Source organism: Escherichia sp. E14S1 (assembly GCF_004211995.1).
Taxonomy (GTDB): domain Bacteria; phylum Pseudomonadota; class Gammaproteobacteria; order Enterobacterales; family Enterobacteriaceae; genus Escherichia.
Genome location: NZ_RHJQ01000006.1, coordinates 1 through 26244 on the forward strand (window position 1 = coordinate 1; position 26244 = coordinate 26244).

General features: G+C 52.3%; 21 protein-coding genes and 1 riboswitch. Of the genes, 6 read left to right on the top strand and 15 right to left on the bottom strand.

Going from position 1 to position 26244, the window contains the following annotated elements; genetic code table 11:
- Nucleotides 1–35: 35 nt before the first annotated feature.
- The gene (murI, locus tag D9734_RS07590; protein ID WP_130206536.1) at nt 36–893 is read right to left on the bottom strand and encodes a glutamate racemase; all 858 of its coding nucleotides are present in this window, start codon (nt 891–893) and stop codon (nt 36–38) included.
- Nucleotides 838–2682 (bottom strand): TonB-dependent vitamin B12 receptor BtuB, encoded by a 1845-nt coding sequence (gene btuB, locus D9734_RS07595; RefSeq protein WP_130206538.1) that lies wholly within the window; start codon nt 2680–2682, stop codon nt 838–840. The genes murI and btuB overlap by 56 nt, the downstream gene beginning before the upstream one ends.
- A gap of 64 nt (nt 2683–2746) precedes the next feature.
- Nucleotides 2747–2938, bottom strand: a riboswitch (cobalamin riboswitch).
- Between the two features lie 113 nt (nt 2939–3051).
- Here btuB and trmA point away from each other — a divergent pair.
- Entirely contained in the window at nt 3052–4152 is a 1101-nt protein-coding gene (trmA, locus tag D9734_RS07600) for a tRNA (uridine(54)-C5)-methyltransferase TrmA (RefSeq protein ID WP_000187026.1), read from the top strand.
- Nucleotides 4153–4191: 39 nt separating this feature from the next.
- On the opposite strand, the gene D9734_RS07605 is transcribed toward trmA, so the two are convergent.
- The 4 genes from D9734_RS07605 to D9734_RS07620 all read right to left on the bottom strand — a co-directional run bounded on the left by D9734_RS07605 (nt 4192) and on the right by D9734_RS07620 (nt 7830).
- Complete coding sequence (locus tag D9734_RS07605) at nt 4192–4551, bottom strand: YijD family membrane protein (protein ID WP_000806411.1); 360 nt, start codon at nt 4549–4551, stop codon at nt 4192–4194.
- The gene (fabR, locus tag D9734_RS07610) at nt 4551–5201 is read right to left on the bottom strand and encodes an HTH-type transcriptional repressor FabR (RefSeq protein WP_001309117.1); all 651 of its coding nucleotides are present in this window, start codon (nt 5199–5201) and stop codon (nt 4551–4553) included. Before fabR ends, D9734_RS07605 begins: the two co-directional genes overlap by 1 nt.
- 103 nt (nt 5202–5304) lie before the next feature.
- Nucleotides 5305–6621, bottom strand: coding sequence for a citrate-proton symporter (locus D9734_RS07615; protein ID WP_130206540.1), 1317 nt, complete (start codon nt 6619–6621; stop codon nt 5305–5307).
- Between the two features lie 42 nt (nt 6622–6663).
- Nucleotides 6664–7830 (bottom strand): M20 aminoacylase family protein, encoded by a 1167-nt coding sequence (locus tag D9734_RS07620; RefSeq protein WP_130206542.1) that lies wholly within the window; start codon nt 7828–7830, stop codon nt 6664–6666.
- 329 nt (nt 7831–8159) lie between these two features.
- Between D9734_RS07620 and sthA the strand changes: the two genes are divergently transcribed.
- Nucleotides 8160–9560, top strand: coding sequence for a Si-specific NAD(P)(+) transhydrogenase (gene sthA / locus D9734_RS07625; protein WP_001120822.1), 1401 nt, complete (start codon nt 8160–8162; stop codon nt 9558–9560).
- On the opposite strand, the gene oxyR is transcribed toward sthA, so the two are convergent.
- From oxyR to argC, 4 genes are all read right to left on the bottom strand, one after another.
- On the bottom strand, nt 9543–10460 hold the full coding sequence (gene oxyR / locus D9734_RS07630) for a DNA-binding transcriptional regulator OxyR (protein WP_130206544.1): 918 nt from the start codon (nt 10458–10460) through the stop codon (nt 9543–9545). The genes sthA and oxyR overlap by 18 nt on opposite strands.
- 266 nt (nt 10461–10726) lie before the next feature.
- On the bottom strand, nt 10727–12100 hold the full coding sequence (gene argH, locus D9734_RS07635) for an argininosuccinate lyase (RefSeq protein ID WP_130206546.1): 1374 nt from the start codon (nt 12098–12100) through the stop codon (nt 10727–10729).
- A 60-nt stretch (nt 12101–12160) separates the two neighbouring features.
- On the bottom strand, nt 12161–12937 hold the full coding sequence (gene argB, locus D9734_RS07640; protein ID WP_130206548.1) for an acetylglutamate kinase: 777 nt from the start codon (nt 12935–12937) through the stop codon (nt 12161–12163).
- Nucleotides 12938–12944: 7 nt separating this feature from the next.
- Nucleotides 12945–13949, bottom strand: a complete 1005-nt coding sequence (gene argC / locus D9734_RS07645) for an N-acetyl-gamma-glutamyl-phosphate reductase (protein WP_130206550.1) — start codon at nt 13947–13949, stop codon at nt 12945–12947.
- Nucleotides 13950–14102: 153 nt separating this feature from the next.
- Here argC and argE point away from each other — a divergent pair, with 153 nt between their 5' ends.
- The 4 genes from argE to D9734_RS07665 all read left to right on the top strand — a co-directional run bounded on the left by argE (nt 14103) and on the right by D9734_RS07665 (nt 21196).
- Nucleotides 14103–15254 carry an acetylornithine deacetylase gene (gene argE / locus D9734_RS07650; protein ID WP_130206552.1) on the top strand — a complete coding sequence of 384 codons (1152 nt, stop codon included), beginning with the start codon at nt 14103–14105 and terminating at the stop codon, nt 15252–15254.
- Nucleotides 15255–15605: 351 nt separating this feature from the next.
- On the top strand, nt 15606–18257 hold the full coding sequence (gene ppc, locus D9734_RS07655; RefSeq protein ID WP_130206554.1) for a phosphoenolpyruvate carboxylase: 2652 nt from the start codon (nt 15606–15608) through the stop codon (nt 18255–18257).
- A gap of 180 nt (nt 18258–18437) precedes the next feature.
- Entirely contained in the window at nt 18438–20171 is a 1734-nt protein-coding gene (locus D9734_RS07660) for a phosphoethanolamine transferase CptA (protein ID WP_130206556.1), read from the top strand.
- A gap of 173 nt (nt 20172–20344) precedes the next feature.
- Complete coding sequence (locus D9734_RS07665; protein ID WP_130206558.1) at nt 20345–21196, top strand: AraC family transcriptional regulator; 852 nt, start codon at nt 20345–20347, stop codon at nt 21194–21196.
- On the opposite strand, the gene D9734_RS07670 is transcribed toward D9734_RS07665, so the two are convergent.
- The 5 genes from D9734_RS07670 to D9734_RS07690 are packed head-to-tail and all read right to left on the bottom strand — an operon-like array spanning nt 21183 to nt 26134.
- Complete coding sequence (locus D9734_RS07670; protein WP_130206560.1) at nt 21183–21524, bottom strand: PTS fructose-like transporter subunit IIB; 342 nt, start codon at nt 21522–21524, stop codon at nt 21183–21185. The genes D9734_RS07665 and D9734_RS07670 overlap by 14 nt on opposite strands.
- Before the next feature lies 1 nt (nt 21525).
- Nucleotides 21526–22404: a [formate-C-acetyltransferase]-activating enzyme gene (locus D9734_RS07675; protein ID WP_130206562.1), complete on the bottom strand. Its 879-nt coding sequence runs from the start codon at nt 22402–22404 to the stop codon at nt 21526–21528.
- Nucleotides 22370–24667, bottom strand: coding sequence for a formate C-acetyltransferase (locus D9734_RS07680; protein WP_130206564.1), 2298 nt, complete (start codon nt 24665–24667; stop codon nt 22370–22372). The genes D9734_RS07675 and D9734_RS07680 overlap by 35 nt, the downstream gene beginning before the upstream one ends.
- A gap of 52 nt (nt 24668–24719) precedes the next feature.
- Nucleotides 24720–25040 (bottom strand): PTS fructose-like transporter subunit IIB, encoded by a 321-nt coding sequence (locus D9734_RS07685; RefSeq protein ID WP_130206566.1) that lies wholly within the window; start codon nt 25038–25040, stop codon nt 24720–24722.
- Nucleotides 25041–25054: 14 nt separating this feature from the next.
- Nucleotides 25055–26134, bottom strand: coding sequence for a PTS fructose transporter subunit EIIC (locus D9734_RS07690; RefSeq protein ID WP_130206568.1), 1080 nt, complete (start codon nt 26132–26134; stop codon nt 25055–25057).
- Nucleotides 26135–26244: the final 110 nt, after the last annotated feature.

Consider the following 26244-nt stretch of genomic DNA (forward strand, 5'->3'; position numbering starts at 1 on the left):
AAAATAATTTTCCGAATGCGCAACATTCAACCAAATCAGCCTGAAACTGCCAGTTTTTCGAGCGTTTTGAAGCCGTAACGCTGTAAAACGGGTAATAACTGTTCAGCTTCTGGTGTCATGGCCATGCAAAAGGCAATGTTCGCATCGGCAGATTTTGCCTCAGGAGCTTCATGTTCCAGCAGCCAGGCCGTTCGGCGGGCAATCGCTGCGCCAGAATCCACCAGCCGGGTTCCCTCTGGCAGCACCTTTAACAGTTCTTCTTGTAGTAGAGGAAAATGGGTGCAACCCAGAACAACGGTATCTGGCGGCTCTTTCATTCTTAACCACGGGCGCAGGATACGTTTTAGCGCATCCAGAGAGATTTCTTCGCCATGCAACTTCGCTTCAGCCAGCTCAACCATTTCTGCCGAGCCCAGCATCTCTATCTGACATTCATTAGCGAAACGCGCGATTAGCTCGTGGGTATAAGAACGTTTTACCGTACCACGAGTTGCCAGCAATCCGACAATGCCATTAGCTGTCAGCCGTGCCGCTGGCTTAATTGCCGGAACGACACCGACAACCGGGAACGCAAACTTCTCGCGTAATGCAGGAAGTGAGACGGTACTGGCGGTGTTGCAAGCGACCACAGCCAGCGCAAGGGGATAACGCTCTTGCACCGCGGTGACAATTTCCACCACACGCTCAACAATAAACTCTTCGCTTTTTTCGCCATACGGGAAAGCAACGTTATCGAAAGCATAAATGTAATGGAGATCCGGTAAGAGATGCCGGATCTCGTCATAGACCGACAACCCACCGACGCCGGAGTCAAACACCAGCACGGTGGGACGTGGTTCAGAAGGTGTAGCTGCCAGACAAGGTGTATTCCCGTCCTGCAGTTTGGTAGCCATAGACTGTCTCGTAATCTTTGTCGAACAGGTTGGCTATTTTACCACGAACTGTCAGGTGAGAGGTGACCGGATATGCAACCGCAAGATCCCACAAGCTCACACCGCCCATTTTCACAGTTTGATACGGCCAGGAGGAGTAATCCTTATCATAGCGAGAGCCTAAATACTGATAAGTAATACCCCAGTCGAAGTCATACAACTGCCAGTCGAGCTGGTATTTCACCTGCTGTTTAGCACGGCGTAACAACGGCGTGTCGGTAATTGCGTTACGGGCATCAACATAATCGTAACTCACAGTATGCGTCAGTGGTCCGGTATCAAAATTGGCGGTCGCCTCGACACCTTTAATCCGCGCTTTCCCTTCGTTGTAATATTTCAGGATATGGTCGTCATAATCGATTAAGTCACTAACATCGTTACGATATCCGGAAATACGCCAGTTCACTCCTGCTGTTAAGCCTTCAAACGCGCCTTCCCACTGTTTGCTTTTCTCAGGGTCCAGATCCGGATTACCGTAGAAGCCGTACAGTTGTCCAAGATTTGGTGCCTTATAAGATGTCCCGTAGGAAGCAATGAAGCGATAACCTTCGATGAACTCCCATCCGACGCTGGTTTGCCAGGTTCCATGACGACCAAACTGTGAGTTATCGTCGCTGCGTGCTGCGCCTTCAAAGGTAAAATCGCCAACTTGTTGCAGCCCGGTCAGATAGATACCGGTGTTACGTTGATCATATCCATCCTCAACGTAACCTGTACCCGGCGTCGTAGTCTGTTTCTGCCAGTCGACACCCGCACCAACACTACCGTGACCAACGATGACATTGTTTGCCCACTGGACGGTGTATTGCTTCATCTCATCGAGCGTCGCCGACGAATCATAACGACCATAATGCGGATCGTAGTTGTAATCTTTGCTATGGCTATAGCTGGAAATGAGTTGTGATTTAATCAGTTCGCCGTTATAGCGCAGCCCGGCGTCCCAACTTTGACTATAGAGTTTACGGGTATCGACCAATGGTGAACCCGGAGAATAATACGCGTCATAATTGGTCCGATTATCATAGCCATAGCCACGTACAAAGCCGTTCCAGGCATCGGTAAAATTATGTTCCAGCGCACCATAAAGCGTTTTACTTAAGAAACCATCGTTATCAGGCTGCGCTTGCATTCCTGTATTGCCGTAAGCGACAACATCATAACCATGGGTATAAGCATAATCGCCCAACAGAGTTACCCGTGTCTTATCCCCCAGTTGTTGCTGCGTAGAGACATCGTAGTTCTGATAACTATGGCTTCCCCACCCCGCTGAAATTTCCGTTCCAGGTTCATCACGCGTCGTGATGATATTCACCACCCCGCCTATTGCATCAGAACCATAAACGGCGGAACGCGGCCCACGGATATATTCGACACGCTGAACAAGTGCAATGGGGAATTGACTAAGATCGGCTGAACCACTCACCCCTGCCAGATTCAGGCGTACGCCATCAATTAACACCAACACATGACTGGCATTTGTGCCACGAATAAAAATAGAAGAAAGCTGACCTGAACCGCCATTTTGGGTGATATCCACGCCAGGGAGACGGCGCAGCACATCATTGACCGAGGTTGACTGCCAGCGGTCGATATCCTGACGCGTCACAACAGTAGTTGGCGCAAGCACAGTGCTGCGCGGCTGTTCAAAACGGTTAGCAGTAACAACGAGAGTATCCGGGCTGGTATCCTGTGCCCAAGCAGAAAAGGCTGTGACGGAACACGCCGTCAGCAGCGAAGCTTTTTTAATCATTGTAAAGCATCCACAATAGATGAAGGATGCCGCAGGTTTCATCAATATTACGCGATGATGAGAACCAGATGCGACGTTGGCCGGCAGGTCTTCGGGCTTGGAGGGGTATCTGAAGATACAAAGAGATGATGACTTCCCACCGGATGGCAGTGTCCGCATAACGCAATCATCGCACCTTTCCTTACCGCTGCGCGTCAGCTCCAGATTCGCACTGGATTCCCTATTAACTCACAGGACCGGCAAGTGGATGCTACAGGTTGTAACAAGTTACTGTCCAGACGTAGCTCACAAATAGGAATTCATCAAGATCTGGACATCTGATGAGCAATCCCTACAATCGCCGCGTACTTTAATTTTTCAGGATACATCATGACCCCCGAACACCTTCCAACAGAACAGTATGAAGCGCAGTTAGCCGAAAAAGTGGTACGTTTGCAAAGTATGATGGCACCGTTTTCTGACCTGGTTCCGGAAGTGTTTCGCTCGCCGGTCAGCCATTACCGGATGCGTGCAGAGTTCCGCATCTGGCACGATGGCGATGACCTGTACCACATCATTTTCGATCAACAAACCAAAAGCCGTATCCGCGTGGATAGCTTCCCTGCCGCCAGTGAACTCATCAACCAGTTGATGACGGCGATGATTGCGGGTGTGCGTAATAATCCCGTTCTGCGCCACAAGTTGTTCCAGATTGATTACCTCACCACGCTGAGTAATCAGGCGGTGGTTTCCCTGCTGTACCATAAAAAGCTGGATGACGAATGGCGTCAGCAGGCGGAAGCCCTGCGCGATGCGTTGCGCGCGCAGAATCTGAATGTGCATCTGATTGGTCGGGCAACGAAAACCAAAATCGCGCTGGATCAAGATTACATCGACGAGCGTCTGCCGGTCGCCGGAAAAGAGATGATCTACCGTCAGGTGGAGAACAGTTTCACCCAGCCAAACGCGGCGATGAATATTCAGATGCTGGAATGGGCGCTGGACGTCACCAAAGGCTCAAAAGGCGATTTACTGGAGCTGTACTGCGGCAACGGTAACTTTTCATTAGCGCTGGCGCGCAATTTTGATCGGGTATTAGCCACCGAAATCGCCAAGCCGTCGGTTGCTGCTGCGCAATACAACATCGCAGCTAACCATATTGATAACGTACAAATTATTCGTATGGCGGCAGAAGAATTTACTCAGGCGATGAATGGTGTGCGCGAGTTTAACCGCCTGCAAGGGATCGACTTAAAGAGTTATCAGTGCGAAACCATTTTTGTCGACCCACCGCGCAGCGGTCTGGACAGTGAAACCGAGAAAATGGTACAGGCGTATCCGCGTATTCTGTATATCTCCTGCAACCCGGAAACGCTGTGTAAGAATCTGGAAACATTAAGCCAGACGCACAAGGTTGAACGTCTGGCTCTGTTTGATCAGTTCCCCTACACGCACCATATGGAGTGCGGCGTATTACTGACTGCGAAGTAAACCCCATGCCGGATGCGCCAGCATCCGGCATGATACCGATTACTCAGCAACTTCCTGCTTACGGTTACGCATCTTCGCGCCAATCCAGAACACCATAATAACGGACAGCACAGCCGGGAAGAAGTTAGAACCGATATCCGGATATTCCGCACGGACCACAGTGCTATAAAGCAGAACACCGAGAATAAAACAGGCAGCTGCCAGACCCGGCAAGCCGACCGGCATAGTGCGATTAAGATAGCGTTGATGCAGGCAGTAAACCGTCAGCACCAGGGAAATAATCGGGAATACAGAAAATGGCACAATGGAGCTAAACAGCGCTGCGAAAGTACCATTAATCGATAAGCCAGCAACTAACGCCAGCAGCAGCGTACCTCTATCTTGATTTGCTTGTTTCATTACTCGTCCTTCACATTTCCCGGAATAATTGCGGTTTTCTCTTGTTCACGGCGATACCAGTAATAAGCCCCTTTCGAAATCATTCGCAGTTGCAGTACCAGTCGCTCTTCTAATTGCCGACGTTGTTCGACGCCGACATCCAACGCCTCGGCACCCGCACTGAAGACAATCGTCACCATTGCTTCGGCTTGCGCTTCAGTAAACGCGCGCGGCATATGGTTTTCGAGTTCAAGATAGTCCGCAAGTTCCGCAATGAAGTGCTGAATTTCACGCGCAACGGCGGCACGAAACGCGGCGGAGGTGCCGGAGCGTTCCCGCAATAATAACCGGAAGGCGTTAGGATTATTACCGATGAACTCCATAAATGTGGATACCGAGGTACGGATCACACTCCCGCCTTTAGCGATACGCTGACGCGCCTGGCGCATAAGCTGACGCAGCATCAAACCACTCTCGTCAACCATGGTCAGGCCAAGTTCGTCTACGTCGCGGAAATGCCGATAAAAAGAGGTGGGAGCAATGCCCGCTTCACGCGCCACTTCACGTAAACTCAGGCTGGCGAAGCTGCGTTCAGCACTTAATTGGCTAAATGCTGCTTCTACCAGCGAACGTCGGGTTTTTTCTTTTTGCTGCGCTCTTACGCCCATCACGATGTCTGAATCCTTGCCAAAAGTACTGCTGGCACTATACCAGAGAATGAACATACTGGATTGCTCCAGTGTTGTGAATGAACGGTAGCGCAATAAAACACATTTACTGCAACTCTTTGGCCGGTTCTTTTACAAACAATAACGCCAGCATCGACAGCAACGTGCCTCCGCCCAGATACCACGCCGGAGCCGTCAGACTATCCAGTAACACGATGGATTGCGTGGCGAAATATTGCGCAAAACCGCCGAAGATTGCTACACCAATGCTATAAACCAGCGCAAAACCCAATGCCCGAATCCGTTTCGGCAACAGTTCAGAGATCAACAACATCACTGGTACCCCACCAAGCGTGGTAAAGCTGACCATCACGAAAACTACCGTCAGCAACATGCCGGGGCTTGGGTAATTCACCAACAACCAGAATGACGGCCAGCTACAGATCAGCACCATCACACGGGAGATTAAAATCAGCTTTTTACGCCCGACCGAATCACATAGCATCCCCACCAACAGCGCGCCCACAAACGTAATTACCCCCGCCAGTAACATCGCTGCATGAGAATAGTGTTGAGGCATTGCCAGATACTTCGCCGCCCAGGTGCCATAGTAAAAGAGGGAAATATAGGTTGCTACCGTGCTACCGATAGCGAGTAAAACGCCGTTAATGATAGTCGCTTTATGTTGCAGGAGCAGAGAGAACGCGCTTTCGCTGGCAGCAGCTTTTTTATTGTGTACAGGTTCAGGTACGTCATTTTCCAGGCTCAGACGCAACCAGCAACCGATCGGTGCTAATAACACGCCAATAAAAAATGGCACACGCCAGCCCCATTCTGCCATTACGGTTTCTGAACCTGTGGCAAACGGTAGCCAAGTGCTCAGACCTAAAGCGACAACACCACCAAAGGTCGTTGCCAGCCCCTGGGTCGCCAGCGACCAACTGCTGTAAAAACCGCGACGATTTGCCGGAGCTGATTCAACCAGTAAAGACATTGAGGCGCCGACTTCACCACCTGCCGCAACACCCTGAATCAGACGCGCCAGTACCAACGTCGCCGTTCCCCAATAGCCCGCCGTCGCATAGGTCGGCGCGATGCCGATCATCAGCGTACCGAGGCTCATCAGGGCAATGGTGAACACCATCGCGGGTTTGCGTCCGAAACGATCGGCCCAGGCCCCGACGATAATTCCACCAAGCGGGCGCATAAAAAAACTCACGCCAAACGTTGCAAATGCCAGTAACAGCGCGACATTGTGATCGGCACTGGGCGGGAAGAAAAGCGTACTGATATAGACCACAAAAAAGTTGTAAACGCCAAAATCAAAAAATTCGAGCGCATTGCCAAACGCCGACGCAAAAATCACCCGCTTACCGCTGGGCTTTTTCTTCACAATCACGCTTCCATTTACGATCGCCGTCATTCCATGTTCCTTGCCAGAAAGTGTTGTTGTGTGTTGTTTTATTTATTGCAGCCAGGCTTCTACCAGTGCGCCCCAGTAGCTGCACGCCGGGACCAGACTTGCATCGTTGAAGTCGTAGCCCGGGTTATGCACCATGCAGGAACCTTCCCCGACATCGCCATTACCGAACAGCAAAAAAGCGCCTTTCGGCTGGGCTTCCAGCATGAAAGAGAAATCCTCACTGCCCATCAGGGGCTTGATGCCAAACTCGGCCCGATCTTCACCAAACGTTTTACACGCCACCTGCCAGGCGAAGCGCGCCATCTCCTCGTCATTCACTAATACCGGCGTACCGTTAACATGCGTCACATCAGCCGTAGCGCAAAAGCTGACAGCCTGGGCTTGCGCCAGAGCCGGAATACGGGTCAGAAGAAGTTGTCGGGTATCGCGGCTAAGAGAGCGGACGCTGATTTTCATCTCAGCACTGTCAGGAATGACGTTAGCCGCCTCTCCTGCAACAATGCTGCCAACGGTAATTACCGCCGCTTCCAGCGGATCGACATTGCGCGACACAATGCTTTGTAATGCGGTGGTGATATGTGCCGCGACCAGCACCGGATCGATGGCTTTGTGCGGGATCGCACCGTGTCCGCCACAACCACGAACCGTAATATGGAACTGATCCATTGACGCCATTAGCGCCCCTGGCTGGAAGAAAAACTTGCCAACCGGCAAGCCCGGCATGTTGTGCATCCCGAAAATGACATCGCAGGGGAAGTGGTCAAAAAGACCTTCTTTAACCATAATCTCGCCGCCGTTAATCATCTCTTCTGCGGGCTGGAAGATAAGACGTAACGTGCCGTTAAAACGACGAGTTTCGGCAAGATAACGCGCTGCACCTAGTAATATCGTGGTATGGCCGTCATGCCCGCATGCGTGCATTAAACCGGGATGTTTACTGGCCCAGGGCTTGCCGCTATTTTCATAAATCGGCAACGCATCCATATCCGCCCGCAGGCCAATACTTTTCTCTCCGTCGCCCACTTTTAACGTGGCCACTATCCCCGTCGTCGCCAGTCCTTGCTCTACCTCATAACCCCACTGGCGCAGCTTTTCCGCAACCAGAGCACTGGTTTTAAATTCTTGTAGCCCCAACTCCGGATTTTCGTGGATTTGGTGGCGAATCTCGCGCAACTCTTCCTCAAACCCACGAATGTAGTGTTCGATCATCGGCTATTCCTTTATTCACTTATAAACAGGCTAATTAACGGATTTTATTGATGGTATAAATATAAATAACACATCAATATAAAATATTTATACATTTGTTTTATAAGAAGATTTCACAAAGACAATAACAAAAAAGCACGCTTCGGCAAGATAAAACTATCAGCCATAAGAAAAAGCGATTAATAGTGAATTAATAAAATAAGAAGGGGGAAGACAAAGCAAAGGCCGGTCACGATATAGCCAGATAAATGACGGGGATCAATTGGCTTACCCGCGATAAAATGTTACCATTCTGTTGCTTTTATGTATAAGAACAGGTAAGCCCTACCATGCCACATTCCTACGATTACGATGCCATAGTAATAGGTTCCGGCCCCGGCGGCGAAGGCGCTGCAATGGGTCTTGTTAAGCAAGGTGCGCGCGTCGCAGTTATCGAGCGTTATCAAAATGTTGGCGGCGGTTGCACCCACTGGGGAACCATCCCGTCGAAAGCCCTCCGTCACGCCGTCAGCCGCATTATAGAATTCAATCAAAACCCACTTTACAGCGACCATTCCCGACTGCTCCGCTCTTCTTTTGCCGATATCCTTAACCATGCCGATAACGTGATTAATCAACAAACGCGCATGCGTCAGGGATTTTACGAACGTAATCACTGTGAAATATTGCAGGGGAACGCTCGCTTTGTTGACGAGCATACGTTGGCGCTGGACTGCCCGGACGGCACGGTCGAAACATTAACCGCAGAAAAATTTGTCATAGCCTGCGGCTCACGCCCTTATCATCCAGCAGACGTCGATTTCACCCATCCACGCATTTACGACAGCGACTCAATTCTTAGCATGCACCACGAACCGCGCCATGTACTTATTTACGGTGCTGGAGTGATCGGCTGTGAATATGCGTCGATCTTCCGCGGTATGGATGTAAAAGTAGATCTGATCAATACCCGCGATCGCCTGTTGGCGTTTCTCGATCAAGAGATGTCAGATTCGCTCTCCTATCACTTCTGGAACAGTGGCGTAGTGATTCGTCACAACGAAGAGTACGAGAAGATCGAAGGCTGTGACGACGGTGTGATCATGCATCTGAAGTCGGGCAAAAAACTGAAAGCCGACTGTCTGCTCTATGCCAACGGTCGCACGGGTAATACCGATTCGCTGGCGTTACAGAACATTGGGCTGGAAACTGACAGTCGCGGACAGCTGAAGGTCAACAGCATGTATCAGACCGCGCAGCCGCACGTTTACGCGGTGGGCGACGTGATTGGTTATCCAAGCCTGGCTTCAGCGGCCTATGACCAGGGGCGCATTGCCGCGCAGGCGCTGGTAAAAGGTGAAGCCACCGCGCACTTGATTGAAGATATCCCTACCGGTATTTACACCATCCCAGAAATCAGCTCTGTGGGCAAAACCGAACAGCAGCTGACCGCGATGAAAGTACCGTATGAAGTAGGCCGCGCCCAGTTTAAACATCTGGCACGTGCACAAATCGTTGGCATGAACGTGGGTACGCTGAAAATTTTGTTCCATCGGGAAACGAAAGAGATTCTGGGGATCCATTGCTTTGGTGAGCGCGCTGCCGAAATTATTCATATCGGTCAGGCGATTATGGAACAGAAAGGTGGCGGCAACACTATTGAGTACTTCGTCAACACCACCTTTAACTACCCGACCATGGCGGAAGCCTATCGGGTAGCGGCATTAAACGGCTTAAACCGCCTGTTTTAACGCTTTATCGAAATGGCCATCCATTTTTGCGCGGATGGCCTCTGCCAGCTGCTCATAGCGGCTACGCAGCGGTGAGCCTGGACGATAAACCAGACCAATGGTACGGCGTGGTTCCGGCTTAATGCACGGCAGATAAACGACGCCATCGCGTTTGCGTTCTGGCGGTACAGCCAGCGCAGGCAATAAAGTGATCCCGCTACCTGCGGCCACCATGTTGCGCAGCGTCTCCAGACTGGTCGCGCGGAAGTGTGTATCTTCATCCGCTCCAGCTTCAAAGCAGAAGCCCATTGCCTGATCGCGCAGACAGTGACCATCTTCCAGCATCAGCAGTTTTTCCCCTGCCAGATCGGCCATCGGCACGCATTCGCGATTAGACCACGGGTGATCTTCATAGACTGCCAACAACATGGGTTCATCAAACAACGGTACTTCAATGAATGCTTCGCTCTCTTTCACCAGCGCGAGGATCACGCAGTCGAGTTTGCCACTGTCCAGTTGCGCCAGTAACTGATGGGTCTGCGCTTCATGCAAATACATTTCCAGCTTCGGAAAGGTCTGGTGCAGCATCGGGATAATATGCGGCAACAGGTAAGGCCCAACCGTGGGAATCAAGCCAATATGCAGCGGCCCGGACATCGTCTCCCCCTGCTGGCTTGCCATCTCTTTAAGGACTTTCACCTCGCGCAGCACGGTACGCGCCTGATCCACCAGTAGCATTCCCGCTTGGGTGAATAACACTTTACGGCTGGTCCGCTCCAGCAACATCACGCCCAGCTCATCTTCCAGCTTACGAATTTGCCCGCTAAGCGTCGGCTGGCTAACGTGGCAGGAATCTGCCGCACGCCGAAAATGGCGGTGCTCGGCCAGTGCCACCAGGTACTCAAGATCACGAATATTCATTATCCATCCTCCATTGCCACGATAGTTCATGGCGATAGGTAGCATAGCAACGAACGATTATCCCTATCAAGCATTGTGACTGATAATTACTCACAGAAACGGAGCGGCACCTCTTTTAACCCTTGAAGTCACTGCCCGTTTCGAGAGTTTCTCAACTCGAATAACTAAAGCCAACGTGAACTTTTGCGGATCTCCAGGATCCGCTTTTTTTTGCCATAAAAAAGCCCGGCGATAAGCCAGGCTCAAATTTGTACATATAAATGTTCTTACCCCAACCGCGCCCTTGCAAAAGCAATCGCCTGCGCCACCTGCTGCGGTGAGACGCCGCCTTTTGCCGCACGCTTGTCGAGGCACGATTGCAGCGACAGAATCGGATAGACATCTTCGCCAATCACCGGGCTGAATTTCTGCAACTCACTGAGCGGCAGCTCTTCCAGCGGTTTGCCCTGACGAATGGCTTCCACCACTGCTTCACCCACGATATGGTGCGCCTCGCGGAACGGTACGCCTTTCGCCACCAGGTAATCCGCCAGTTCAGTGGCGTTCGCGTAACCTTGCTGCGCCGCTTCCTGGCAACGCGGACGTTTCACCTGAATGCCGTCCAGCACCAGCGCCGCCATATGCAGGCAGTCCAGCCAGGTATCGAGCGCGTCGAACAGACCTTCTTTGTCTTCCTGCATATCTTTGTTGTAAGCCAGCGGCAGACCTTTCAGCGTCATCATCATGCCAGTTAACGCGCCCTGCACCCGCCCACATTTACCGCGAATCAGCTCCAGCGCATCCGGATTTTTCTTCTGCGGCATTAATGATGAACCAGAAGTCACGCGGTCAGAAAGCTCGACAAACCCCGCTTCGCCGGTGTTAAAGAAAATCAGATCTTCAGCAAAACGCGACAGATGCACCATGCCGATAGCGGCAGCAGAAAGCAGTTCCAGCACATGATCACGGTCAGAAACGCTGTCGAGACTGTTACGTGTCGCCGAAGCAAAACCCAGCCAGCCGGCTAACTGTTCACGGTCGATTTCATAGGCCGTTCCCGCCAGTGCGCCACAGCCTAACGGGCTGACATCCAGACGCTTAAGCGCGTCCTGCAAACGGCTTTCATCACGCGCCAGCATCTCAACATACGCCAGGCACCAGTGAGCGAACGTCACCGGCTGGGCGCGTTGCAGGTGAGTGTAACCTGGCATCACCGCGTCCTGATTGTTTTGTGCGGTTTCCACCAGCGCCGATTGCAGCTGACGGTTAGCCGTCAGCAACTCGCTAACGGTATCTTTGCACCACAGTTTCAGGTCAGTCGCTACCTGATCATTACGGCTACGCCCGGTATGCAGTTTTTTGCCTAACTGACCCACTTTGTCGATCAGTTTGCCTTCCACCCAGCTATGGATATCTTCGGCGTCGCTTTCGAGGATTTGTTGTGGCCTGGCGCGAACATCTTCCAGCAGCACGTTCAGCGCCTCTTCCAGTTGCGCCTGTTCTTCTGCGGTTAACACGCCTACCGTTACCAGGGCTTTGGACCAGGCCACAGAGCCAACAATATCCTGCTCCGCCAGACGGTAATCAAAGCGCAGTGAGTCGTTGAATTGTTTGAACCGTTGATCTGCTGCCTGGGTAAAACGCCCGCCCCAAAGTGCCATAACTCTGTTTCCTTATGTTGAAATTCAATGCCGGAAAGCGACGTCTCCGGCCAACAAAACTTAAGCTAAAATCCGCGTCCCCATCGGCATACCGTTAAACAGTGCCGGAAGCTGTTCCGCATGACGCCAGGAGGCGATATCTACCGGACGGCCCAGCGTGCGCGCAGCATCCAGCGCCGCGTTCACTTTTACAATCATGCCGTCGGTAATAATGCCCTGCTCAATCAGTTGTTCCGCTTTCGCGGCGGTCATTTCGGCAATACGTTGCCCTTTACCGTCGAGAATGCCGCTGACGTCGGAGAGCAAAATCAGATCTGCGCCCAGCGTTGCCGCCAGCGCCGTCGCCGCCTGGTCGGCATTGACGTTCATCAGTTGTCCTTCGTCCGTTACGCCAATGGAGCTGACCACCGGCAGATAACCGTTTTCCAGCAACGTATTGATAAGCTTAGGCGAACCTGGCTGCGCCAGTCCAACATGGCCTAACTCTTCATCAAGCTGGGTCACTTTGACGCTGTCGCCGTCACCGAGAAACAAACCTACGGCCGCAATCTGATGTTTCTTCGCCCATGCCAGCAGGGTTTTATTTGCCGTTCCCGCCAGCGCTCCGGTGATAATGTCTATCTGATCCGCAGGGGTCACCCGCAGGCCGTTTTTCTTTTTCACCGGCAGATTCAGCCCTTTCATCAGCTCATCCACCACGCAGCCGCCGCCGTGGACAATCACCAGCGGACGCTGATGTGACTCACGATATTTCACCAGTGCGCTGAACAGCCGTTCCAGCGCCTCTTCGCTATCCAGCAGTACGCCGCCCAGCTTGATAATTAATGGATTCATCATTGCACCCTTAAATAAGAGACTGCGTTTGGGCATAGCCGAAACGAATATTGGCACACTGGATTGCCTGTGCCGCCGCGCCTTTCAGTAAGTTATCTTCGGTCGCCACAATAATCAGATGCTCGCCCTGAACGGCAAATCCGATATCGCAAAACGGCAGCCCGACGACATTTTTTAGTGCCGGAACGCCTTTGTCATACAGACGCACCAACGGTTTATGCGCATACGCCTGCTGTAATGTCTGCGCCACTTGCGCCTGACTCACGCCCGGTTTCAGGCGGCAGGTAATGGTTTCGAGAATACCGCGCGGGAAATTGCCCAGATGCGGGGTGAAGATGACGTCAGCACCGAGATGCGTAGCGATCTCCGGCTGGTGGCGATGGGTAAAGATGCCATACGGTTGCAGGCTCACTTCACAAAAGCTATTTGAAATCGCTGCCTTACGCCCTGCTCCGCTCACGCCGCTGGTGGCGTTAATCACCGGCCACTGACTGAGGTCGAGAAGATCGGCATCAATCAACGGTTTCAGCGCCAGCTGTGCCGCCGTCGGATAACAGCCCGGCACCGCAATCAAGTTCGCTTCTTTTAATTTATTGCCACACCACTCCGCCAGGCCATAGACCGCCTGCTCAAGCAATGCCGGGTATTGATGGGTAAAGCCGTAATATTTTTCATAGAAGGCGGCGTCGTTAACGCGAAATGCGCCGGAAAGGTCGAACACCACACAGCCCGCTTCAAGAAATTGCGGCGCTAAATCGTGGCTAACTTCATGGGCGGTGGCGAGAAACACCACATCCACCCCTGGGCTAAACTCGCTGATATCCGACATCGGCTGCAACGGCAGATCAACGATGCCTTTGAGCTGCGGATGCAAATCGGAGATTAACTTTCCCGCATCATTGCTTTGCGCTGAGACAGTCAAAGCGGTTATGTTCATATGCGGATGGCGATTTACATAGGTCACTAGCTCTGCGCCAGCGTAACCACTGGCACCCACAATCAGCGTATTCAACATCGGGGCTATTCACCTTCTTATGTCTGTTTGCCTGGCTAAACGTAAAACATTCACCTTACGGCTGGTGGGTTTTATTACGCTCAACGTTAGTGTATTTTTATTCATAAATACTGCATGAATATTGATACTATCATGACCGGAGGTGTGTCAACAATGAAAAACAAATTACCGCCATTTATCGAGATTTACCGCGCTCTGATTGCCACACCTTCAATAAGCGCCACGGAAGAGGCACTCGATCAAAGTAATGCAGATTTAATCACTCTGCTGGCGGACTGGTTTAAAGATTTAGGCTTCAATGTGGAAGTGCAGCCTGTGCCAGGAACTCGCAACAAATTTAATATGCTGGCAAGTACCGGACAGGGGGCTGGCGGCTTGTTGCTGGCGGGGCATACCGATACGGTGCCATTTGATGACGGTCGCTGGACGCGCGATCCGTTTACACTGACGGAGCATGACGGCAAGCTTTACGGCTTAGGCACCGCCGACATGAAAGGCTTTTTTGCGTTTATCCTCGATGCGCTACGCGATGTCGACGTCACTAAACTGAAAAAACCGCTCTACATTCTGGCGACTGCCGATGAAGAAACCAGTATGGCAGGAGCGCGTTATTTTGCCGAAACCACCTCCCTGCGACCGGATTGCGCCATCATTGGCGAACCAACGTCGCTGCAACCGGTACGCGCGCATAAAGGCCACATCTCAAATGCCATTCGAATTATGGGTCAGTCGGGCCACTCCAGCGATCCGTCGCGCGGGGTTAACGCTATTGAACTGATGCACGACGCCATCGGCCATATTTTGCAATTGCGCGATAATCTTAAAGAACGTTATCACTATGAAGCGTTTACCGTGCCGTATCCCACGCTCAACCTCGGGCATATTCATGGCGGCGACGCCTCTAACCGAATTTGCGCCTGCTGTGAGTTGCATATGGATATTCGCCCGCTGCCGGGCATGACGCTCAACGAACTTAATGGTTTGCTCAACGACGCGCTGGCTCCGGTGAGCGAACGCTGGCCGGGCCGTCTAACGGTCGAAGAGTTGCACCCACCGATCCCAGGCTATGAATGCCCGCCAAATCATCAACTGGTTGAAGTGGTTGAGAAATTGCTCGGTGCAAAGACCGAAGTGGTGAACTACTGTACTGAAGCACCGTTTATTCAGACGCTATGCCCGACGCTGGTGCTAGGCCCGGGCTCAATCAATCAAGCCCATCAGCCTGATGAATATCTGGAGACGCGTTTTATCAAGCCCACCCGTGAATTGATTACCCAGGTGATTCACCATTTTTGCTGGCATTAAAACGTAGACCGGATAAGGCGCTCGCGCCGCATCCGGCACCGTTGCCACACTCCGGTGCCACAAATAATGTCGGATGCGATGCTTGCGCATCTTATCCGACCTACACCTTTGGTGTTATGTATGGCGATTTTTTAACATTCCCATAAGTTACGCTTATTTAAAACGTTGTGAATTTAATGGCGTAAATTCCTGCTATTTATTCGTTTGCTGAAGCGATTTCGCAGCATTTGACGTCACCGCTTTTACGTGGCTTTATAAAAGACGACGAAAAGCAAAGCCCGAGCATATTCGCGCCAATGCGACGTGAAGGATACAGGGCTATCAAACGATAAGATGGGTGTCTGGGGTCATATGAACGAACAATATTCCGCATTGCGTAGTAATGTCAGTATGCTCGGCAAAGTGCTGGGAGAAACCATCAAGGATGCGTTGGGAGAACACATTCTTGAACGCGTAGAAACTATCCGTAAGTTGTCCAAATCTTCACGCGCTGGCAATGATGCTAACCGCCAGGAGTTACTCACCACTTTACAAAATTTGTCGAACGACGAGCTGCTGCCCGTTGCGCGTGCGTTTAGTCAGTTCCTGAATCTGGCCAACACTGCCGAGCAATACCACAGCATTTCGCCGAAAGGCGAGGCTGCCAGCAATCCGGAAGTGATCGCCCGCACCCTGCGTAAACTGAAAAACCAGCCGGAACTGAGCGAAGACACCATCAAAAAAGCGGTGGAATCTCTGTCGCTGGAACTGGTCCTCACGGCTCATCCAACCGAAATTACCCGTCGTACACTGATCCACAAAATGGTGGAAGTGAACGCCTGCTTAAAGCAGCTCGATAACAAAGATATCGCCGACTACGAACACCACCAGCTGATGCGCCGCCTGCGCCAGCTGATCGCCCAATCATGGCATACCGATGAAATCCGTAAGCTGCGCCCAACTCCGGTTGATGAAGCGAAATGGGGCTTTGCCGTAGTAGAAAACAGCCTGTGGCAAGGCGTACCAAATTACCTGCGCGAACTGAACGAACAACTGGAAGAGAACCTCGGCTATAAGCTGCCGGTCGAATTTGTTCCGGTACGCTTTACCTCGTGGATGGGCGGCGACCGCGACGGCAACCCTAATGTAACCGCCGATATCACCCGCCGTGTCCTGCTGCTCAGTCGCTGGAAAGCCACCGACCTGTTCCTGAAAGATATTCAGGTTCTGGTTTCTGAACTGTCGATGGTTGAGGCTACCCCAGAACTGCTGGCGCTGGTTGGCGAAGAAGGTGCCGCAGAACCGTATCGCTATCTGATGAAAAACCTGCGTTCTCGCCTGATGGCGACACAGGCCTGGCTGGAGGCGCGTCTGAAAGGCGAAGAGCTGCCGAAGCCGGAAGGTCTGCTGACGCAGAATGAAGAACTGTGGGAACCGCTCTACGCTTGCTACCAGTCACTTCAAGCATGTGGTATGGGCATTATTGCTAACGGCGATCTGCTCGACACCCTGCGCCGCGTGAAATGTTTCGGCGTACCGCTGGTGCGTATTGATATTCGCCAGGAGAGCACTCGTCATACCGAAGCATTGGGCGAGCTGACCCGCTATCTCGGCATTGGCGATTACGAAAGCTGGTCAGAGGCCGACAAACAGGCGTTCCTGATCCGCGAACTGAACTCCAAACGTCCGCTTCTGCCACGCAACTGGCAACCAAGCGCCGAAACACGCGAAGTGCTTGATACCTGTCAAGTGATTGCCGAAGCGCCGCAAGGCTCTATTGCCGCCTACGTGATCTCGATGGCGAAAACGCCGTCCGACGTACTGGCTGTTCACCTGCTGCTGAAAGAAGCGGGTATTGGATTTGCAATGCCAGTCGCACCGCTGTTTGAAACTCTCGATGACCTGAACAACGCCAACGATGTCATGACCCAACTGCTGAATATCGACTGGTATCGCGGTCTGATTCAGGGCAAACAGATGGTGATGATTGGCTATTCCGACTCAGCAAAAGATGCGGGCGTGATGGCGGCCTCCTGGGCGCAATATCAGGCACAGGACGCGTTAATCAAAACCTGCGAAAAAGCGGGCATTGAACTGACACTGTTCCACGGTCGCGGCGGTTCCATTGGTCGCGGCGGCGCACCAGCCCATGCGGCGCTGCTGTCGCAACCGCCGGGAAGCCTGAAAGGCGGCCTGCGCGTAACCGAGCAGGGCGAGATGATCCGCTTTAAATACGGTCTGCCAGAAATCACCGTTAGCAGCTTGTCGCTGTACACCGGGGCGATTCTGGAAGCCAACCTGCTGCCACCGCCTGAGCCGAAAGAGAGCTGGCGTCGCATTATGGATGAACTGTCAGTCATCTCCTGCGATCTCTACCGTGGCTACGTGCGTGAAAACAAAGACTTTGTCCCTTACTTCCGCTCCGCTACGCCAGAACAGGAACTGGGCAAACTGCCGTTAGGTTCACGCCCGGCGAAACGTCGTCCAACCGGCGGCGTCGAGTCTCTGCGCGCCATTCCGTGGATTTTTGCCTGGACACAAAACCGCCTGATGCTCCCCGCCTGGCTGGGTGCAGGTACGGCGCTGCAAAAAGTGGTCGAAGATGGCAAGCAGAGCGAACTGGAAGCCATGTGCCGCGACTGGCCGTTCTTCTCAACGCGTCTCGGCATGCTGGAGATGGTCTTCGCCAAAGCAGACCTGTGGCTGGCGGAATACTATGACCAACGCCTGGTCGACAAAGCACTGTGGCCGTTAGGTAAAGAGTTACGCAATCTGCAAGAAGAAGACATCAAAGTGGTGCTGGCGATTGCCAACGACTCCCATCTGATGGCCGATCTACCGTGGATTGCCGAGTCTATTCAGCTACGAAATATATACACTGACCCGCTGAACGTACTGCAGGCAGAGTTGCTGCATCGTTCGCGCCTGGCAGAAAAAGAAGGACAGGAACCGGATCCCCGCGTCGAACAAGCGTTGATGGTCACTATTGCCGGAATTGCGGCAGGTATGCGTAATACTGGCTAACCCCCCTCCTCTATCAACCCTCGTGCAATAGCGCGAGGGTTTTCTGAAATACTTCTGTTCTAACACCTTCGTTTTCAATATATTTCTGTCTGCATTTCACCCAGATTCTGGATATCCCTTCAGATATCCTTAAGGTTTTGTCCTTACATTCGGCGCTATTATCCAAAACGGGTTCTTACTATGCATTCCACTGAAGTCCAGACTAAACCCATTTTTAGCTGGAAAGCCCTGGGTTGGGCACTGCTCTACTTTTGGTTTTTCTCTACCCTGTTACAGGCCATTATTTACATCAGCGGCTACAGCGGCACCAACGGCATTCGCGACTCGCTGCTGTTCAGTTCGCTGTGGTTGATCCCGGTATTCCTCTTTCCGAAGCGGATTAAGATTATCGCAGCAGTAATCGGCGTAATGCTGTGGGCGGCGTCTCTGGCAGCGTTGTGCTACTACGTCATCTACGGTCAGGAGTTCTCGCAGAGCGTTCTGTTTGTGATGTTTGAAACCAACACCAACGAAGCCAGCGAGTACTTAAGCCAGTATTTCAGTCTGAAGATTGTGCTTATTGCCCTGGCCTATACGGCGGTGGCAATTTTGCTGTGGACGCGCCTGCGCCCGGTCTATATTCCAAAGCCGTGGCGTTATATCATCTCTTTTGCCCTGCTTTATGGTTTGATTCTGCACCCTATCGCCATGAACACGTTTATCAAACACAAGCCGTTTGAGAAAACGTTGGATAATCTGGCATCACGCATGGAACCTGCCGCACCGTGGCAATTTCTGACTGGTTATTATCAGTATCGTCAACAACTTAACTCACTGACGAAGCTGCTGAATGAAAATAACGCGTTACCGCCACTGGCTAATTTCAAAGACGAATCGGGTAACGAACCGCGCACCTTAGTGCTAGTGATTGGCGAATCGACCCAGCGTGGACGCATGAGCCTGTACGGCTATCCGCGTGAAACCACGCCGGAACTGGATGCGCTGCATAAAACCGAGCCGAACCTGACCGTGTTCAATAACGTGGTTACGTCTCGTCCGTACACCATTGAAATCCTGCAACAGGCGCTGACCTTTGCCAACGAAAAGAACCCGGACCTGTATCTGACACAGCCGTCGCTGATGAACATGATGAAACAGGCCGGTTATAAAACCTTCTGGATAACCAACCAGCAGACGATGACTGCCCGCAACACCATGTTGACGGTATTTTCGCGCCAGACCGACAAGCAGTACTACATGAACCAGCAACGTACACAGAGTGCGCGTGAATACGACACCAACGTGCTGAAGCCGTTCCAGGAAGTTCTGAAGGACCCTGCGCCGAAGAAACTGATCATCGTTCATCTGCTGGGTACGCATATCAAATACAAATACCGTTACCCGGAAAATCAGGGCAAGTTTGATGGTAATACCGATCATGTTCCACCGGGATTAAGCGCAGAAGAGCTGGAGTCATATAATGATTATGACAACGCTAACCTGTACAACGACCATGTGGTTGCCAGCCTGATTAAAGACTTTAAAGCAGCAGACCCGAACGGTTTCCTGGTTTACTTCTCTGACCACGGTGAAGAGGTTTACGACACGCCGCCACACAAAACTCAGGGGCGTAACGAAGATAACCCGACGCGCCATATGTACACCATTCCGTTCCTGCTGTGGACGTCGGAAAAATGGCAGGCGACTCATCCGCGTGATTTCTCGCAGGATGTTGATCGTAAATACAGCCTGGCGGAACTGATCCACACCTGGTCGGATTTGGCAGGTTTATCTTACGACGGTTACGATCCAACCCGTTCGGTGGTGAATCCGCAGTTCAAAGAAACTACCCGCTGGATTGGTAACCCGTATAAGAAAAATGCGCTGATCGATTACGACACTCTGCCGTATGGCGATCAGGTGGGTAATCAGTAATTATCAGCCAGATGCTATTTGCCGGATAAGGCGTTCACGCCGCATCCGGCAATACAAGGCGACTGAAACTGCCACAATGTTTACATCGAACTCCCATCAGGCCACACTTTTCAGGTGGCCTTTTTTTATAATGCCAGTTACTGTTTTCCCGTCTACATACCTAAGGGAATAACATGTATCACGACGTCAGCTATCTGCTCTCCCGCCTGATAAACGGCCCGCTGTCGCTGCGCCAGATTTACTTTGCCAGCAGCAACGGTCCGGCGCCCGATCTTGCGTATCAGGTCGATTTTCCACGGCTGGAAATTGTGCTGGAAGGTGAGTTTGTTGATACCGGCGCTGGAGCAACGTTAGTTCCCGGCGATGTGCTGTACGTTCCCGCTGGCGGCTGGAATTTCCCACAATGGAAAACACCCGCGACCACCTTTAGTGTGCTGTTTGGCAAACAGCAACTCGGCTTCAGCGTCGTGCAATGGGATGGCAAACAGTATCAAAATCTGGCGAAGCAGCACGTCGCCCGACGCGGCCCGCGCATTGGTTCTTTTCTGCTACAAACGCTCAATGAAATGCAAATGCAGCCACAGGAGCAGCAAACGGCAAGGCTTATCGTCGCCAGCCTGCTTAGCCACTGCCGCGATTTGCTTGGCAGCCAAATCCAGACCGCCTCACGCAGCCAGGCTCTATTCGAAGCTATTCGTGATTATATCGACGAACGCTATGCCTCCGCGCTTACCCGCGAATCTGTCGCACAGGCATTCTATATTTCGCCAAATTACCTCTCGCATCTGTTTCAAAAAACGGGGGCCATTGGTTTTAACGAATACCTGAATCACACGCGACTGGAGCACGCTAAAACGTTATTGAAAGGGTATGACCTGAAGGTAAAAGAAGTGGCGCACGCCTGCGGCTTTGTCGACAGCAACTACTTCTGCCGTCTGTTTCGTAAAAATACCGAACGCTCGCCGTCGGAATATCGTCGGCAGTACCACAGCCAACTGACAGAAAAACCAACTACTCCAGAATAAGATGGGTTTGCTGCGGCGCAGAAAGCACTTTGCGCACCGCGCTCATCACCCGCTGCGGCTCACGCAGGAACGCGTAGATACTGCATTGCACGTAGCGACAATGTTCAAATCGCTCGGCACCGGAAAGCTCAATATCCGTAATCAACAGCGCGACATCCGCCCGGCGGATATCCTCATCCGCTAAACGATTCTCCGTTCCCAGCGCGCCCTGGGTTTCAATGCTGACGCCCCACTTCTCTATCTGACATAATTTTTCCAGCCGTTCCGCCGCCATATAAGTATGCGCCACGCCGCTCACGCAGGCGGTTACTGCCACCAGGTATGCCATTTTAACCTCCCACGGTAACCTGAAATCCGGCCCGTTCTGCCATTTCGCGCATTGTTGCCACATCGACTGACGACGGCGCAGAAACCTCTTTCATCGACCATGTTTTCCCCAGCAGGCGGTATTTCGGCTCGCCGTACTGATGAAACGGCAACAGGTGGATCTGCCTGATATTCAGCGGGATCAGCACGTCCAGCGCCTGCTGCATATTCTCCCGGCTGAGTGTGAAGCCGGGGATCAGCGGCAAACGCGGGATCACGTTGACACCCTCACTCACCAGCAAACGCAGGTTCTCCAGTACGCGTGGCAGGTTCATCTTCACCACATCCCGCGCCTGAGTCAGGTCCATAATTTTTAAATCGAACAACACTTCATCGCACAATTTCGCCAGCGGTAACAACTTGCTGGCTGGCGCGTCTCCGGCAGTTTCGATGGCGCATGACACGCCCCACAGCCGCAGTCGTTGCAAAAAACGGGTAGCAAACTCCGCCTGCATTAACACTTCGCCGCCAGAAAGCGTGACGCCGCCGCCGGAGGTGCGAAAGAAAACGTCATCTTTCATCACTTCCCGCTCCAGCGCGTCAAGGCTGATATCGCGACCAATCCGTTCAAACGCCCCGGAGGGGCATTCATCCGCATCGCGCAAACATTTCGCGCAGTGCAGACATTTCGCCTCTCTGCGCACCGTCTGGATTTTGCCGGAGATCGACTCCGGATTAGCACACCACGGGCAAAGATGCGGACAGCCTTTAAAAAAGACCACCGTGCGAATGCCCTCGCCGTCATTCAGCGAATAACGCTGAATGTTGAAAATGCGCGCCACATCATCGAGGCGCGTTTCCACAACGTTACAGCTGATGCGCTGTCCGGCGGATGATGTCATCCTGGATCTCCTTCGACAGTTCGACAAAGAAGGCGCTGTATCCGGCAACGCGTACCACCAGCCCCGCATAGTCCTGCGGGCGTAATTGGGCTTCACGTAACGTGTCGGCATTCACCACGTTAAACTGAACATGCTGCAACTTAAGCTGGGTAAATGCCCGTAAGAAGTCAGCCAGTTTGCGTAATCCCGCGTCACCTTCCAGGGTAGCTGGAGTGAATTTCACGTTCAGCAACGTCCCGTTAGAAAGCAGCGTGTTATCGAGCTTACTGACGGACTTCAGTACCGCCGTTGGTCCTTGCCCATCCTGGCCCAGCATGGGTGACAAGCCGCCGTCTGCCAGTTGTTCTCCGGCAAAACGACCGTCTGGCGTCGCACCAACCACCGATCCCAACGGGACATGAGCAGAAACGGTATACGATCCCGGCGTGAAGTAACCACCACGCGGGTTCTGGTATTTTTCCACTTCTTTGCAGTAATGGCGTAACAGTTCGGCGCTAATGTTATCCACCTCGTCGATATCGTTACCGTATTTCTCGAAGCGATTAATTAAGCGAGCGCGGACTTTTTCGCCTTCTGGCGTTGCGAAGTTCGCTTTTAATACCGACAACAATTCGTCAAAACTTAAACGCTGTTGATCAAAAACCATCCCTTTCAACGCATGGAGAGAGTCACTCAGGTTGGCGATACCGATCCCCTGTACACCGGAGAAGTTATAACGCGCGCCGCCGTCAGTAATATCACGACCTTTTTCCAGACAATCGCTGATAAACGATGAGAGCAGCGGTACAGGTGCCCAGTCGCGATGGCCGATATCACAAATATTGCTGCCTTCAACCATCAGGGTGATGTAGTGGCTGATCTTGGCGCGGATCTGTTCCAGCAAACCGTCATAGCTCAGCGCGGCATTGCCTTCATTCTCATGCAGGCAGATTTCCATCACTTTCAGCAAGTTAAACATCGCGATGTCGTGCAGACCGTAGGTTCTGCCAGGAATAGATAATTCCACGCAGCCCACCACTGAATAATCGCGCGCATCTTCCAGCGAAACGCCACGGTTGAGGAATGCGGGCACCACCACTTCATCGTTGAAGATTTGCGGAATACCGGTGCCGAGGCGAATGGTTTCTGCGGTTTTCATCAGGAACGGCGTGTCGATCAAGGCGTTAGTGCGCACGCCCAGGTTCGGTTGCGGTAATTGCACGCTTTGATAGGCATCGAGGCAAAGGAACGAAAGTACGTTCACTGCGCTACGTCCGTTCTCGGTTAACCCGCCGAGCAGTGCGGTATACCCGGTTGGGAAACCTGCGAAATAACGCGCGCTGCTGGTAGAACGTAACAGTACGATGTCGTTGCATTTCACCCATAAAGATTCGAGCAGTTCTTTCAGGAACGCCGGATCTTCCCCCTGAGTTAATGATGCCTGATAGAACGGCAACATATACTGGTCGAAGCGCCCCAGCGACAGCGAACTAGCGTTGGATTCGTATTGCAGGATGATGTTCATGTACCAGAACAACTGGCACGCCTGCCAGAACGTCTGCGGCTTATGTTCGGCATTATGGCGGGAGACCTCCGCAATAGTCAGCAGTTCTTCGCGACGCTGGGCATCTGTGCAGTTTGCCGCCATCGTTTCCGCCAGTTCGGCGTAACGCAAAATGTGTTTCTGCGAGGCTTCGAGCAGTAACAGCGCTGCCTGATAAAAGTGATTCTCAGGCTGTTGTTGACAATGTTGCTGCATCTGCGCCACCAGCTCACCCAGCCCGTGATTCAGCAGGCGCGGGTAATCAATAATAATGTGTCCCTGGCCTTTATCCGTCTGGTTGATGCTAAAAATCTGCGTGCTGGTCGCGGCTTTTACTTCATCCGTCATCTGCCCGTTGATGAAATCTTTCATCGAACGTTTTTCCCAATATGGGAACAACTCTTCGCGGTAGATACGTTTATCTTCTTCGCTAATGGCGAAACGGTCTTGCGGGCGCGTCGGGAACTGATCCAACTCTTTCAGCAACCAGTAAGGGTCCATTTCCGGCGACATAATCCCGGCGCGCGGTTTTACGGTGCGGTTACCGGCAATCAGTTCTTCATCACGAATCGAAATTTCAACATGTTCAAGGATATACGCTGTTGCTCTCGCCCGACGCAATATCACCGGCTCGCCTTCAGTTTGCCGATGACTGGCAGTGTAAAGCAGCGCACGCTCCAGCGAGATTTCACGGGTATTGGAAAACAATGCAGTTTTAAGGCGAGAGATACGATTCGTCATGAGGAACTCCTGTAGGGAAAAACAAGCCCGCCGTTTCAGGCGGGCTAAAAACTCAAGCAGTCTGTGCCAGATGGGCTTCGATTTTGTTCATGATGGCGTCAGCACGTTTTACCGCATCGCTGATGTTGACGCGCACGATAGTCTTGCCAGCAAAACGCTCTTCAAACTTGATGCCGATATCTTTGGTCAGAATCACCATATCGGCGCTCGCCACGTCTTCCGCAGTCAGTTCGTTTTCCAGACCAATCGACCCCTGGGTTTCTACTTTCACTTCCCAGCCTTTCGCTTTCGCGGCACTTTCCAGCGCCTCTGCCGCCATATAGGTATGGGCAACACCTGAAGGACATGCGGTTACTGCAATAATTTTCGTCATGGCTCGTTCCTCAATTAATTAATTTCAAAATCCAGATCCAGGTCGTCTTCCTTCTCATCAGTCGAAGACCCATTTTTACGCGCCAGACTTTTCAGCACGTTAACGCAGATAGCCGTTGCTACAGCCCCAACAGCCACTGCCGCGATGTAACCCAACTTGCCTTCAACCACCGGCAGCACAATCAGACCACCCCAGCCTGCATAGCACTGCGCACCTACCATTGCTGCGGTCACCGTGCCACAGACAGTCCCTACCATAATGGAAGGAATGACACGCAACGGATCGGCGGCAGCGAAAGGAATCGCCCCTTCGGTGACGCCAACACAGCCCATTACCAGCGCCGCTTTACCGGTTTCGCGCTCTTCTGCGGAGAAATTTTTACGACCAATCAGCGTTGCCAGCCCCATGCCCAGCGGCGGAACACAGATCCCCACGGCAGCAATTGCCACCACGGTATAAACACCCTGAGCGACGCAAATCAGCATAAACGCATAGGCCACTTTGTTAACCGGGCCGCCCATATCGAACGCCAGCATCAGCCCCATAATCACCGCCAGCATCACCACGCTGCCTTGCTGCATACCCTGAAGCCACTGAGTCAGGCTGTTAGTCAACGCGCCTACCGGCTCGCCCAGCCCCCACATCATGACGCCAGCGGTAATTAAGGTACCGACGATCGGAATAATGAAGATAGGCATCACCGAGCGCAGAACTTTATGCACCGGGATTTTCTTCAGGTAATGCACCACAATGCCGCCGATGATCCCGGCGATCAGCGTACCAAAGAAGCCCGCACCAAAGCTGTTACCAACCCAGGCACCGATAGCACACGGGGCCAGCGCAGAACGTTCTGCAATGGAATAACCGATGTAAGCGGCGAGGAAAGGCACCATCAGCGTCAAACCTGCAACGCCGATATCAAACAGTTTTTTCAGATTCGGATCGGCTACGGCATCCGGCACTGCGCCTTTGCCATACAACATGACGGAAACCGCCAGCAAAATACCGCCCGATACCACGAAGGGAATCATGTGTGAAACGCCCGTCATTAAGTGCTGACGAGTGTTTTTCAGGATCTGTACCAACTCATTCATAAGTCGCTCCCAGGCTTACCCAAGCCTATGTCCATATTTTTTGATGGGAGAAACAATAGGCAATCGCAAGCAGGTCAAACAGTGGATAAAAAGGCCATTTACTGGACTTT

Excerpts from the sequence above, each read along its gene's own strand:
- murI (WP_130206536.1), bottom strand. The coding sequence starts at position 893 with ATGGCTACCAAACTGCAGGACGGGAATACACCTTGTCTGGCAGCTACA.
- btuB (WP_130206538.1), bottom strand. The coding sequence starts at position 2,682 with ATGATTAAAAAAGCTTCGCTGCTGACGGCGTGTTCCGTCACAGCCTTT.
- trmA (WP_000187026.1), top strand. The coding sequence starts at position 3,052 with ATGACCCCCGAACACCTTCCAACAGAACAGTATGAAGCGCAGTTAGCC.
- D9734_RS07605 (WP_000806411.1), bottom strand. The coding sequence starts at position 4,551 with ATGAAACAAGCAAATCAAGATAGAGGTACGCTGCTGCTGGCGTTAGTT.
- D9734_RS07615 (WP_130206540.1), bottom strand. The coding sequence starts at position 6,621 with ATGACGGCGATCGTAAATGGAAGCGTGATTGTGAAGAAAAAGCCCAGC.
- D9734_RS07620 (WP_130206542.1), bottom strand. The coding sequence starts at position 7,830 with ATGATCGAACACTACATTCGTGGGTTTGAGGAAGAGTTGCGCGAGATT.
- sthA (WP_001120822.1), top strand. The coding sequence starts at position 8,160 with ATGCCACATTCCTACGATTACGATGCCATAGTAATAGGTTCCGGCCCC.
- oxyR (WP_130206544.1), bottom strand. The coding sequence starts at position 10,460 with ATGAATATTCGTGATCTTGAGTACCTGGTGGCACTGGCCGAGCACCGC.
- argH (WP_130206546.1), bottom strand. The coding sequence starts at position 12,100 with ATGGCACTTTGGGGCGGGCGTTTTACCCAGGCAGCAGATCAACGGTTC.
- argB (WP_130206548.1), bottom strand. The coding sequence starts at position 12,937 with ATGATGAATCCATTAATTATCAAGCTGGGCGGCGTACTGCTGGATAGC.
- argC (WP_130206550.1), bottom strand. The coding sequence starts at position 13,949 with ATGTTGAATACGCTGATTGTGGGTGCCAGTGGTTACGCTGGCGCAGAG.
- argE (WP_130206552.1), top strand. The coding sequence starts at position 14,103 with ATGAAAAACAAATTACCGCCATTTATCGAGATTTACCGCGCTCTGATT.
- ppc (WP_130206554.1), top strand. The coding sequence starts at position 15,606 with ATGAACGAACAATATTCCGCATTGCGTAGTAATGTCAGTATGCTCGGC.
- D9734_RS07660 (WP_130206556.1), top strand. The coding sequence starts at position 18,438 with ATGCATTCCACTGAAGTCCAGACTAAACCCATTTTTAGCTGGAAAGCC.
- D9734_RS07665 (WP_130206558.1), top strand. The coding sequence starts at position 20,345 with ATGTATCACGACGTCAGCTATCTGCTCTCCCGCCTGATAAACGGCCCG.
- D9734_RS07670 (WP_130206560.1), bottom strand. The coding sequence starts at position 21,524 with ATGGCATACCTGGTGGCAGTAACCGCCTGCGTGAGCGGCGTGGCGCAT.
- D9734_RS07675 (WP_130206562.1), bottom strand. The coding sequence starts at position 22,404 with ATGACATCATCCGCCGGACAGCGCATCAGCTGTAACGTTGTGGAAACG.
- D9734_RS07680 (WP_130206564.1), bottom strand. The coding sequence starts at position 24,667 with ATGACGAATCGTATCTCTCGCCTTAAAACTGCATTGTTTTCCAATACC.
- D9734_RS07685 (WP_130206566.1), bottom strand. The coding sequence starts at position 25,040 with ATGACGAAAATTATTGCAGTAACCGCATGTCCTTCAGGTGTTGCCCAT.
- D9734_RS07690 (WP_130206568.1), bottom strand. The coding sequence starts at position 26,134 with ATGAATGAGTTGGTACAGATCCTGAAAAACACTCGTCAGCACTTAATG.